Here is a 12,810-nt window from a genome sequence, read left to right as displayed (position 1 = left end):
AACACACTAAACTCTTTTAGCAGCCAGAGCGCACGAAGGACGGGACGTGCGAGGAGAGAAATCCCCCGAAACTCGCGCCACGTTAAACAAAATGTAATATAAACTATACTTTCTCATGAAACTATATTCGCCTGCGACGCAATATAATAAAAGTTATGACGCTAGTATCAAGCAAACAGCATGACTTGCAGCATGCGCAATCGCCTATGCAGCAATCAGACCCAATCATTCCGCGCGTGCTAAGCATAGCTGGCACAGACCCAACAGGTGGAGCCGGAATACAGGCAGATCTCAAGTCAATTATGGCGGCAGGCGGTTATGGCATGTGCATACCAACTAATTTGGTTGCGCAAAACACGTGCGAAGTGCGCGAAGTATTCACGCCGCCAGTAAGCTTTTTCCGCACTCAACTTTCATGCGTGTACGACGACGTTACAGTTGATGCACTAAAAATCGGCATGCTTGGATGCACAGAATATATTGAAGCAATGCGAGACTGGATGTGCGATAACCCGGTTCCTGTAAGTGTTCTAGACCCGGTGATGATATCAACTTCCGGGAAGCGCTTGCTTGAGGCGAGTGCTGAAAATGCGATGCGAAACTTTATAAGCTGCGTTGATGTAGTGACGCCAAACGTGCCGGAATTGGCGGCTTTGTGCGAATCGCGCGTTGCGGAAAACTTTGAGGAAGCTTGCAACCAGGCGCGCAAGTTGGCTGCAAAAAACAGTGTTGTTGTAATCGTAAAAGGTGGGCACTTAACTAGCGAAGACGTTGGAAATACTGCGGTTTTCCCGGATGGTGACGCGCGGCACGTACCAAGCGAACGAGTTGAAACAAGCACAACTCACGGAACTGGTTGCTCGCTTTCTTCTGCGCTTGCTACGAAAATTGGGCTTGCTTTGCGCGAGGAAAAGAATTTGAGCGATCGCGATACTGTACTTTGCGCACTTGAATGGTCAACGGCGTGGCTTCGAGAGGCGATTGCGGCTGGAAGTGAATTACATGTTGGGCGCGGCGGCGAGCGCGGTCATGGACCTGTAAACCACTCCGTACGAATCTTGCGGCAAACTGCGTGAGCGCGCGCTTATAGTGCGAGCGTTGTCTCGCGTTGGCGCGACGACATGCTTGAGCGCAGCACAGTGCGCGCGAAAGCAACTCGGAGTGTCCGATTTACTCAGTAATCACGCTTTTAAGCTCGCGCGCAACTTTCCCAGCATCCTCAGCGCACATAAGCGCCGACACTGTGCAAACTCCGTCAAGCTCAAGACCTCGAATAGGGAACACTGTGTTCTCGTGAATTCCGCCAATTGCTAACGTTTTTACGCCCATAGAGTGCGCAACTTTCGCCACTTCGTTCACTCCGTCAACTCCCAGCGGCGGCACGTCGTGCGCTTTCGTATGCGTTTCAAAAGCTGCACCAATGCCAATCATATCCGGCAGCGGAACGTCATTTTCTTTGCACTCGCGGTAAGCTTTCTCCATCAAATCCGGTCGAGCGCAAGAAAGCCCAACCATCCACTCTGCCGGCATCGCTTTTCGAGCCTCAACAAACGGCGTATCCTTTTGCCCAACGTGCAAGTTGAAACCAAGATGAGCCGCGCAATCAACATGATCGTCTATGAATACAGGCACATCGCCGTGTCCGGAATCAATAAGCGCATGACGCAACTTCTTCGCCTTGGCCGAAATTTCAGCGTCGTCGGAATACTTATCGCGCAATTGCACAACTGTAACTCCGCCTTCAACTGACTCTACTGCAACTTCTTCTTCCGGGCGATTTCCCATGCGCGGATCCGTTACCAAATACAGTGTCCAATCAACAGGTTCCACCGTAAACTCAATATTTGTCAAACTAAACATGTCGTTTACGCTAAGAGTTGAAAGCGCATCCATCCACAGTGTGCGGAAAGTGCCGGGAGCTGTGGTTTGGCGAGCTGCCCAAGTTCCAGCCGCTGCTGCGTGCACGTGTGCTGCAACAGTTGCTGCGAGCGGACGTTCCGGGTTTGCGCCAACGTATGCTGCAACCAACGCTCCCAAAGCGCAACCGGTTCCAACTACCTTAGTCATAGTTTTATGTCCGCCGGTTACGCGAGCTAAGCAACCGTGAGCGTAAATCGCGTCTTTTTCGCCAGAAATTGCCACTACTGAGCCGTACTTTTTTGCTAATTCGCGCGCGGCTTGAAGAGCATCGTTCACGTTATCGTGAGAATCCACACCTTTGCCGTTGCTTTCTTTGCCTGCAAGCGCCATTATTTCGGAAGCATTTGCGCGAATTACGGTAGGGTGGTGCTTAATAATTTCGTGTATAAAGCGCGCGCGTGGAGCAAGTGCTGGAACGCCGATTCCAACCGGGTCAAGCACCCACGGAGTATCGGCTTTTTCGCATCCTTCAACAGCTGCGCGCATGTATTCGGAAGTTTCTGGCTGATGGAATGTGCCAACGTTTATGAGCACGCCTGTGGCAATTTGCGCAAGTGCATGCGCTTCTTCTGGGTCGGTTACCATGATCGGCGACGCTCCTGCAGCGAGTAGTGCGTTGGCTGTAATGTCTTGCACGATTACGTTCGTGATGCAATGGGTGAGTGGCTGCTGTGTGCGCACGCGTTCGATGCATTGACGCACGTCGTTAAGAAACATGTGGCGGCGTGCGCGTACAGAGAAGCATGTGTCGACTTGCGTTGTTGAGCTTGTGCAGTATTCGTTTGCTTCGTTGCAGTTAGTTGTTTTTTCAGTGTTGCATGTTGTCATAATGTTTCCCTTCGCTAGCACTATCTAGATCAGGTTTTACGGATGTAATCTCAGCGCCGCCCGCGATTTTGCGGCAAATGCGCACTCCGAACCATCCTTCGACTATATCTTTTGTTCGTGACTTACTTTCTTCTGCGTGAGTGTCTGATTTTGCTTGTTTTGGGACACTGGTGCAGTTTGTGTTCTGCGTTCGTGTCTCTGGTTGGTAGTTTCGTGGAGCATTTGCTGGAAAATTCTCGACGTTTCGCAGCACTTGCAGGAATCTACAAAAATCGCGCCGCATTTTTGCAACTTCTTCTACATATTTTCGCTTGCAACTGTGTAACCATAAGTATGGTAAACATAAATATAAGTAAACAATAAGTAGATTATAGAAGTTACGAAAGCGAGATAACATGGCAAACGATTCCATGCTAGAACAAAAGACTCCGCTCACAGCGCGCGAATACGCGACGCGCACAGCAATACGCACGATTGCAATCATCGCATCTGTTTATGGTATGGCTGCTTCGTGGGAAGGCTTGATGACCTTTACTTATTTTACGAATCTTTCTAACCTGATGATTTGCGTAGCTCTTGCTGGATCGCTTTTGCTTGATACAGCTGCGTTTATGCGTGCTCGTAATTCTGTAGATTCAGCAGCGCAGCAAGATTCCGCAGCATCTTGCGCATGGTTCGACTCAAAATCCAACGCTTGGTACATTTTCAAATTCATGATGACTATCTCAATTGCTGTCACATTCACTTTGTACCTGTGTTTCTTAGCACCTACCAATAAGCTTGGTTTCGTTGGCGCTTACATGAATAACGGATGCAGCAGCCTTTGCGTTCACGCAGTTGCGCCGCTTCTTGCAATCGCTGATTTTGTGCTTTTTGATTATCGTTTCCGCTCTACTCGCGCACATTTGTATGTTTCTACTGTTCCGCCTCTTGCTTATGTTGCTTATGCTGCTATGCTTAGCGAGTTTGCTGGTGTTCGTTGGGGTGTTCATGCAATGCGCGCGCCTTATAATTTCCTCAATTATGGTGCTCCTGCTGGCTGGTTCGGCTTCGCACCGCAAACTTTTAATGCCACTACTTTGGGCGTTGGAGTTGCGTATTTGTTAATTGTGTTTACTCTTATTTTTATTGGTGTCGGCAGTGTATTTCTTGCGCTTAAGGATGCTCGCGCTCGTGCAATATTAAAAGAATAGTATTGTTGCGCGCCACTATTGCCTAATTGCTAGAATTAAACGTATGAGTGAGGATACTGCATTACAAGCATTATTTGACGGTACGTTACGCAATTCTTCTGGCAATGTGACTAATGCGTTGCTTGTGTATGGTGCGCCGAATACTGGTAAAACGCAGTTTGCTGTGCGCGCAGCAATTTCCGGCTATAAGCGTTGGTCGCATAATGTTACTGCGATGGCTGTGCAAAATCGTGTTCTTGCTTCAAAAATTGACAATATTATTATTCGCCAAATTGGTGTAAGTAAGCAGTCTCGTCCAGTTGGCACTTTGGCTTCTTTGGCTTTTACTATCATTTCTGCTTGCTGTAAGTTAAAGAATAATCCTTCGCCTAAGCTGCTAAATGGTGCTGAGCAGGATTCTTTGCTTCGTAAAGTTTTGCGCGCACACATTGAGCATGTTATGCGTGGAGATAATGGTGATTGCAATATATGTGCGCTTTTTAAGGATTATTTTGAAACGTCTCAATGGGTTGTTCCATTAACTTGCGCAGTTTCCGCCGCTTCAGTGCCTTCTGCGCCTTCCGCAACTCCGGTTGCTCAAGCAGCTTCTTCGTCTCCAGAATTTTTGGCAGATAGATTCGATATTAACAACGCTTTTATGCATCAATTGCGCGATATGCTCGCTCGTTTAGATGAGCTTGGTATTAGCGATTTTGAAAGCGAAAATTCAGTTCTTCGCGCTCTTAGTGACGAGCAATCTTACGCCAATAATAGTGATATTTTACAAACGTCTGTGCTTATTAAACGTAGATTAACTCAATGGCGTTTGGCGTTTGCTTTGCGTGCTGAATATCGAAAAATAATTGCCGACACTTATAAGTCTTCTTTCCGACTTGACGCTTCGCAACTGTTGGTTGAGGGTGCAAAATCTGCGCGCGAATTAGGAGAGCATGGTTTAGTAAATTCTTCTGAAATTCCAGCTCTTCTTGTAGTCGATGATTATCAAGATATTACTTTGGCTGGTTTGAGTTTTATTGAGACTTTGTCGAAGATTGGCACGCGTTTAGTTTTGCTTGCGAATCCGGATGAATCTGTGCAATCGTTTAGAGGAGCGTACCCGGATTATGCAATTTCTGCAGCTTTGGATGAGTTGAATGCTGCTGAGCAAACTTTAGAATATACGGGTCTTGCTGATTCTTGCGAAAATTCTTCCGACGATTCTGCCGATTCTTCTAAAAATTATTCTGCAGATCTAACTTTTGCAAATCATACTCAAGCACCTTCGATGCGTGAATTGCTCGCTTCACGCGTTTCTCTTTCGCTTACTTCGCAATATAAAACAGATGTTGCGCTCCCAAATCGCCCTTGGAAAATGCCAAAATTTGTAGGCTCCTTACCGATTGAGCCTATAGAAACCCTCCAAAATTCTCATCTCAATTCAGACGACACTGTTTTTACAGCGTTATATCGTTCACAGCGCGAGGAATTAGATGCTGTTATTTGGCAAATGAAGCAATCTCACGTAAATAATAAGCGCAAGTGGAGCGATATGGCGTTAATTGCGCACGACAATTCTACTGTTCGTCTTTTTGGCGAGCAGCTTCGCGCTTCTGGGGTTCCTGTGCGATACTCGTCAGTGACTCGCCCATTAAAAGATGAGCCGTTTGTGCAAGGTTTATTTGCGCTTATTGAACTTGCTCAATTTGCGCAGCACGGTTTTTCTGGAATTGTTGAGCAAGTAAAACATGGTAGAAGTTTGCAAAATTTGGCTTCGTGGGTGCGTTTGCGAGTTCAGAATATTATGGATAGTCCGCTTTCCGCGATTACTAAAAGTGATTCTGGATTTTACGGTGATTTAGACGTTGAAATACCTGCGAAGTTATATTCTGTAGATTCGCTTATGCGTTCTCTTTCTTCTCTTTCGGCTGTTTTAATTGAGCAAAATGGTGAAAAGAACAAGAACTTTGAGTCTAATGCTCCTTTGCAAAATCTTGTTCATAACTGGGATTTGTTGCAAAATTCGCTTCATGATGCGCAAAGCAAAGCGTACGTTGAATCTCAAATTTTGGTTGATAATAGTCGTATTGATGGCAGTTCAAATGATCTTATGCCATTATCTCTCGATGCGTGCTATTTGCTTTGTGTAGCAGATGTTGCACGTTCTATAGATGATGATTCTACTGTATTGCAAATATTGCAGAATATGGCTCCTCGAAATCCGCACGTTGCAGCTTTTGTAAAACTGTGGAAAAACGTGCAAATTCTCGCTTCTCGTATGCACAATAATCCTGATTTGAGTAATGCTCAATACGCTCTTGGTGAGGCTTGGAATATTTGTCATGTTGCTGAGCGTTGGCAGCGTATGTCTTTACAGCATAATTCGGAAGGTTATCGAGCTAATGATCGCTTGGATGCTGCAATGCGTCTTTTTGATTATGTTTCTTCATATGTTTCTTCTGATATTTCTTCAATGAATACGTTTGACGATACTTTTAGACAAGAAAATGTTGTAAGTATTGCAGATTTTATAGCTCAAGTTCGTGGCATGGAAATTGAAGCTGATTCTCTTGCTAAAGTAGCACCTGTTCCAGATGCTGTAACGCTTACTACTCCTGCTGGTTCTGTTGGAAAACATTGGAATCTTGTGTGGATGCCTACTTTGCAACAACGTGTGTGGCCAAATCTTGCTTCTCGTAGCACTATGTTTGGCGCAGAAAGTTTAGCGAATATTATTTTGCATTCTAAGATTTCTGCTTCTAAATTGACTGTGAATGCGTCACTTCTTTCGAATAATGATAAATCTGCAGTTTTTGCTTCGGAACAGCGCAGTTTTTTGTTAGCTATTACGCGCGCAACAGAGCGTTTATATATAAGCGCGCAATATAGCGATAGTGCTGTGCCAAGCGACTTTCTTTATTATTATTTGCCTGAAAGATACTACAATAATGAAAATTCGCGCACGCCTTTTACGGAATTTACTACACCTTTTGCTGGTTTAGATATGGATGCTCGTGGACTAGTGTGTGCTGCTCGTTCGCAAATTTTGCGTGCTTCTTCTATGAAAGAAGAGTTTGGCAATAGTGCATGTAGTGCAGATAATGCAGGTAATGCAAGTAGTCCCGATATTGCAAATAGTTCCAATAGTGAGAATAGTAAGTCTAGAAATGCGATTATTGACGCTGCTCAAACGTTGCAATTACTTAAAGAAAATGGAGTATTTTGCGCTGATCCTTTTGAGTGGGATTTTATGAGCGATATCGATGACTATGTTGATAAAAAATCTTCTGTTGAAAAAGACAATGAAAAAAACAATGAAAAAGCTGGCTCTGCTAAAAAAGCTAGTTCTGTTGTAAGCTTGTCTCCTTCAGCTGTAGATAGTTTGTGGGCATGCCCTGTGTGCGGATTGCTAAATCGTCAGCTTTTAGGTCCTCAACCCGGCAGTGCAGCAACGTATTTTGGCACGCTCATTCACGAAACTGCAAGATGGGCAAGCGAAAATCAGCATTACGATATGCCTGAAACTGAAGTTGATGAAACTGAAACAGCGAATAATTCAGCCGAAGTTGCGAATAATTCAGCCGACTATTCTCCCTACTCTCCGCTTGTGCGCCGCAGTAACGCAATCGCAAATCTTATGGAAAAGTATTACCTAAGTATTGCGCCTGAACTTGCAGATATTCGAGATAGTAAGGAGCATTATTCGGCTCTTGCGCGTGAGAAGAATATTAAACGTGCGTTACATGCAATTGCGCAATATTTTGTCACTTCTTACGATCAATCAACATATGCGCTTAACTCAAAAAAGTCAGAAAACGGCATATTAGAATCTCTTACAAAAAGCGAAAAATCTTTAGAAAGTAGCATAGGTAGATTGCAACAAGCGTATTGCGAATTGCAAACAAGCGCGCATTTTGGATTTAATGATATTGCTCGCGTATTGAACAATACTTTTAAGAATGCAAATTTGCAAACCGTTACTACGCATGATTGCTACGAATTGATGGGTGCTTTAGTTGGAGGATGGCCGGATGGCGCAAGTGAAGATATGCAAGTACATATTCACGGTCGAATTGATCGCATGGAAAAGCGCATCAATTCAGATGGTTCCGAGCATATTCGCTTACTGGACTACAAAACAGGAAAGCCTTTAACAGCAAGCGGAGTTTTTAACGATTTGCAGCTAGTTTGTTACCAGCTTGCTTTACTTTTTTCTGATGAGAATCCGCTTATTGATGCGTCGAATGCGCCGATTATTTCGCGAAGTATTCTATTTCACGTTGCTAAGAACGATTATCCTGCTCAAGATCATAACGTTGCTGAAAACGTGTATCAGCCGCCGCTTTGCGTAAAAAATGCTTTCAATAATAATCCGCTTGAGTTACGAGTTGGATTCAAAAATATGGCAAGATTGTTAGATTGTCCGCATCTTGACGATATTGCGAAGAATTGTCCAGAAAATGTAAGCGAAAGCGCTTGGCAGTCGTTTACATCATTAAACCAAAGTGCAAAATGGTCTCTTACTATGATTTCGCGCGTTTGCTATGCTGCTGCGGCAGTTCGTTCGCATAAGATTATTGCGCACCCAACTTCTGAACACTTGAAGTATTGCAACGGAAAACAAGTATGCCCAGCATGCGCAGGTTGTATAGACACTGTATATGAGGTGTTGTAGTTATGATTGATAAAACAAATAAGCAATTTACTCGCAAGAACACCGATAGTGCGGAGCAAGCTGCAGCAATTCAAGCGCCAACAAATAAGAACATGATTATTGTTGCAGGAGCTGGAAGCGGCAAAACGTATACGATGACTCGTCGAGTTATCGACCTTATTGAGCGCGGAGTTGCTCCTGAAAGTATTTTGGGTTTGACTTTTACTAATAAAGCAGCTTCTGAGCTGCTTGCAAGAGTTGCTCAAGCTGTAAGTCAGCATAGTAGCGAAATAAATAAGCTTATCAATAATGCAAATTCCGCATCTTCAAGTGGCTTTTTGAAGCCAGAAGTAATGACATACGATGCTTTTTTCCAGTCAATTGTGCGCCAATATGGTTTGCTTGTTGGATTTGATCAAAATACGCAACCTTTAAGCGATGCAGGTGCGCGCGAATTAATAAAACCGCTAGTAAACGATTATGTTACTAATCATGCGGAAGTGCTGTCTTGGTATAGTTTTGATGCGCTTATTGACGACGTGCTTGCGCTCGCAGCAGATATTTCATGCTCGATGATTGGCATAAATAGCAGGGGAGAGTCTATAGATAGCACGTCTAAAGCTGTTTTAGAAATTCAAAAGTGGAATAACGCTTGGATTGAGCATTTGCAAAAAGCAATTAATTGTGCTGAAACTACTGAAATAATTGCAAAAAAGCCTAGCTCTATTAAATTGCGTCGCGGAAAAAACGATTCAGATGAAAAATATTTCGAAAAGTGCGAAAATTACGGAAAAGAATACGTAGAATACCTGAATATTACATTAAAAAATAAGTGTTATGAATCTTGTAATAACTTGCTTGAAGCTGCTGAGAAGCGCAATGTATTACTTGAATTAGTTTTGGCTTTTGACGCAGCAAAGCAGCGCGCAAATATGGCGCAATTTAGCGATTTTACTATTGCTGCATACCGTTTGGTGACGCATTTTCCTTCTATTGCAGAGCAGTATCGCCGCCAATACAGCCAAGTTTTGCTTGATGAATATCAAGATACTTCTACAACTCAAGCAATGCTGATTGCAACGCTGTTTCATAAAAAAACTAGCGGTGTGGAAGAAGCTAGTGTTGCTGCGAAAACTAGCGAAAATCAAGACTTTTTAACTACTCAACAAACGCATATTGCTGCAGTAGGTGATCCGTTCCAAGCTATTTACTCGTTTAGAGGTGCTAGTTCCGGAGCTTTCAGAAAGCTTGAGCAAGCACTAAATATCGACCAGTCAAGTGAGTTTTCTCTTACTAGAACGCGACGCAATTCGCAGTTTATTTTAAAAGCTGCAAATTCTATTACGAAACCTTTGCGAGTGCCTGCGCTTCGCCATAGTAGTTCACTTGCTACAGAAGTAGAAGTGAAAAACTTGCAATACTTAGATAATGCACCAAAAGGTACTTTTAGTGTGTTAAATATGCCTACGCAATATCAAGAAGTAGAAGCCGTTGTGCGTTTTGTAAAATATGTAAAACATAATGCGCTATCTGAAAACGACGATACTAATTCTGCATCTGCTCGAGTTGCAGTTCTTTTCCGTAGCAAAAATAATATTCCGTTATATGAAGAAGCATTACAAAAAGCAGGTTTACGCACTCTTACTGTTGGGTATTCTGCATTGCTTGAAAAACCAGAAATTCGAGATGTTTTAGCTCTTCTTTCTGTTGTTGCAGATCACACAAATACTCAAGCTTTGATGAGATTGCTTGCAACTCCTCGTTTTGCGCTTAATACTGACGATTTGGCTGCTATAGCTAATATTGCAACATCAAAGAATATCGAATATGTTTTTCGTGCTTTAGTGCAAGCAGGTTTAGTAAACGCTGAAACTCCTCGCTCTAAGTGGTCGCAAGTTGTTCGAGAACAGCAATCTCAAGCTTCGCAAACCAATAGTATTCATGGTGGAGTTTTTGTGGCGGATGTTTTGCTTGAAGCATACGAAACGCAACTAAGCGAAGAAGCAAAAAATAACGACAACAATAACAATAATTTGCTTTTTGAGCTAAAAAATAATTTAAGCTCTAAAGCTTATGTAGCAGTGTTAAGAATAGGGCAAATGATTCATGCAATACAACGTGCTCAATCTGGCTCTTTGCAAGATATTATGCGCGTTGCTGTAGAAACGCTTAACGTTGATATTGACGTTGCGCTATCTCGTGCGCTTATGAATGATACTTCCTCTAATGCAACGCTTCTTGACGATATGCATTCTACTGTCGATTCTATTTGTTTACTAGCAGACGCGTATTTGCAAGAAATGAGCGATTTTACAACTCCTACTTTGCATGGGTTTATGTCTTGGATTTTCAATATAGACAAAATTAACGATCAACCTTCTTCAGTGGATGAGGCTGCGGATGTCGTATTAATGACTATTCACCAATCGAAAGGTTTGGAATGGCCTGCCGTAGCGATAGTTGGGCTTAATGAAGGCGCGTTCCCAAGTAATCAAGGCGATAATTTGCGCGTAATAGCAACGCAACAAAGTGGCGTGTACAGGGAAAGGGCATACGCAACGCTCGAAGTTGCTGCAAAAGTGCCTGTTTCTATGAGAGTGGATGCAAACATATTGCCAAGATTCCCTCACGATGTTGATCTTGAAACTAGCATGGAACCTCAAAAATCTTTGAAAAATATGTTAACTGTAGACGATATCGACGCAGAAGTTTATGGATCAAGAGCTAGAGAAATGTTTGATTTGGCAGAAAAATTCCATGAGCATGAGCAGGCTCCAGTAGAAGCGATTCCTTCAGAAGCTAGCAAAGTGTATGACGCTGTGATGAAAACTGGCACATTGCCTCTTTCACAAGTCGAAGAGCGTGGGCGCGCTTTGCATATTGACGAGCGTCACCTTATGTATGTTGCTTTGACGCGTGCTAAATTCGCAGCATTGCTCACTTGCAGCCAGTCTAATGCTATGAGCGTTGTTGAGAATAAAGAAAATTTTGCCAATAGTGCAGCTTCTTCTGTAGATGAATCTTCAAATATTTCAACTTCTAGAGTTAAAAAACCTTCTGTTTTTTGGCAGGAAATGTATGATTCAATGCGCGGATCTGAAGAATCTCCGGTTCAGGTCACAGCTAAGGTTTCAGATTCTTCAAATCAAGTAGGTTATGTTGTAGGGGAGTCAGCTTCGCAACTTGCGCAATTATTTAGCGAGGAAAGCACTATTCCAACTGAAGATAATGAGAAACAATTATCTTGGCCGAGTGCATCTAGTGAAGCTATACGTAGTGTATTGCAAAAATCTGCGCAAGACGTTGTAAATTCAAAAATTAGTAATCAAATTTCTGGTATTTCAAAAGATAATTCTTTGCTTTACAAAGCTCAAGCTTTGCTACAAGATGCAGATTTAATGCCGAAAATTGATTGGTATCACAACATTCAAGAGTTAAAAAACAGAGCAGAGCAGCTTTCTAATGTTGAAAATGTCAATGTGACTGCTGTGCAAAGACGCGCTATGTTTCGTAATGATTATTCGCGCGCGAATGAAGATTTTAATGATGCGGATGCTAAGCGTTTGCGGAAGGAATGGATGGCAATTATTCGCCCTATTCCTAGCGTTTCTTCGCCTGCTTCTGATTTGGGAACGCGTTTTCATGCTTGGGCTGAACAGTTTGTAAAAGCTGGTTGCGTGAATAAAAATTCTATTCAGTATGACGTTGATGAGACTGCTGTTGAAAACGTTGCTGAAACTTGCGAGAATATTTCGCAAAATGCAAAATCTTCGGAGCGCAAATTGTTGATATGGAAGCAGCGTTTAATAACATCAAAATGGGCGCATCGCCGTCCTATAGCAGCAGAGCAGCCGATTGTAGCTCATGTTCCAGAATTAGGCGATCAAATTATTAATGGCAAAATCGACGCAATATTTGCAGGTGGTTTAAATCCAGAAGATCCAAGCAAATTGTACACGATAGTTGATTGGAAAACCGGAAGAAAACCAACCAAACCACAAGATATTGCGCTTAAACTTGGCCAGCTTGACTGGTATCGTCTGCTTTTGTCTCTTATGACTAAGGTTCCGCTTGATGCTATCGATGCCACCCTTTATTATGTGAACATATCGGATGAATGTGAACGGGAAATTCATGCCGAGCAAAAAACGAAAGATGAGATCCTTGCCGAGTTACACTCTGACACGTTAATCTCCCTCGATGATGATGACGCATAAATGTTGCTATTGCAATCATTTT

5 protein-coding genes and 1 riboswitch are annotated in these 12,810 nt (G+C 43.1%); of the genes, 4 read left to right on the top strand and 1 reads right to left on the bottom strand.

Annotated elements, in window-relative coordinates:
- Positions 1–155 precede the first annotated feature (155 nt).
- Positions 156–1,076, top strand: a complete 921-nt coding sequence (gene thiD / locus HXT41_RS03415; RefSeq protein ID WP_421788535.1) for a bifunctional hydroxymethylpyrimidine kinase/phosphomethylpyrimidine kinase — start codon at positions 156–158, stop codon at positions 1,074–1,076.
- Positions 1,077–1,170: 94 nt separating this feature from the next.
- Here the strand turns inward: thiD and thiM are convergent, their stop codons facing one another.
- Positions 1,171–2,748, bottom strand: a complete 1,578-nt coding sequence (thiM, locus tag HXT41_RS03410; protein ID WP_421788533.1) for a hydroxyethylthiazole kinase — start codon at positions 2,746–2,748, stop codon at positions 1,171–1,173.
- A riboswitch (TPP riboswitch) is annotated at positions 2,738–2,847 on the bottom strand. It overlaps the preceding gene by 11 nt.
- Before the next feature lie 296 nt (positions 2,848–3,143).
- Here thiM and HXT41_RS03405 point away from each other — a divergent pair.
- The 3 genes from HXT41_RS03405 to HXT41_RS03395 are packed head-to-tail and all read left to right on the top strand — an operon-like array spanning position 3,144 to position 12,788.
- Positions 3,144–3,941, top strand: a complete 798-nt coding sequence (locus tag HXT41_RS03405; RefSeq protein WP_102703235.1) for a hypothetical protein — start codon at positions 3,144–3,146, stop codon at positions 3,939–3,941.
- A 43-nt stretch (positions 3,942–3,984) separates the two neighbouring features.
- Positions 3,985–8,592, top strand: coding sequence for a PD-(D/E)XK nuclease family protein (locus tag HXT41_RS03400; RefSeq protein WP_103013818.1), 4,608 nt, complete (start codon positions 3,985–3,987; stop codon positions 8,590–8,592).
- Positions 8,593–8,594: 2 nt separating this feature from the next.
- The gene (locus tag HXT41_RS03395; protein WP_421788531.1) at positions 8,595–12,788 is read left to right on the top strand and encodes an ATP-dependent DNA helicase; all 4,194 of its coding nucleotides are present in this window, start codon (positions 8,595–8,597) and stop codon (positions 12,786–12,788) included.
- Positions 12,789–12,810 lie beyond the last annotated feature (22 nt).

Origin of the sequence: Gardnerella sp. DNF01189 (assembly GCF_049244195.1) — a bacterium.
GTDB classification, from domain to species: Bacteria; Actinomycetota; Actinomycetes; order Actinomycetales; family Bifidobacteriaceae; genus Bifidobacterium; species Bifidobacterium swidsinskii.
Note: the sequence above shows the minus strand (reverse complement) of the source record. Positions and strands in the feature narration are given on the sequence as shown.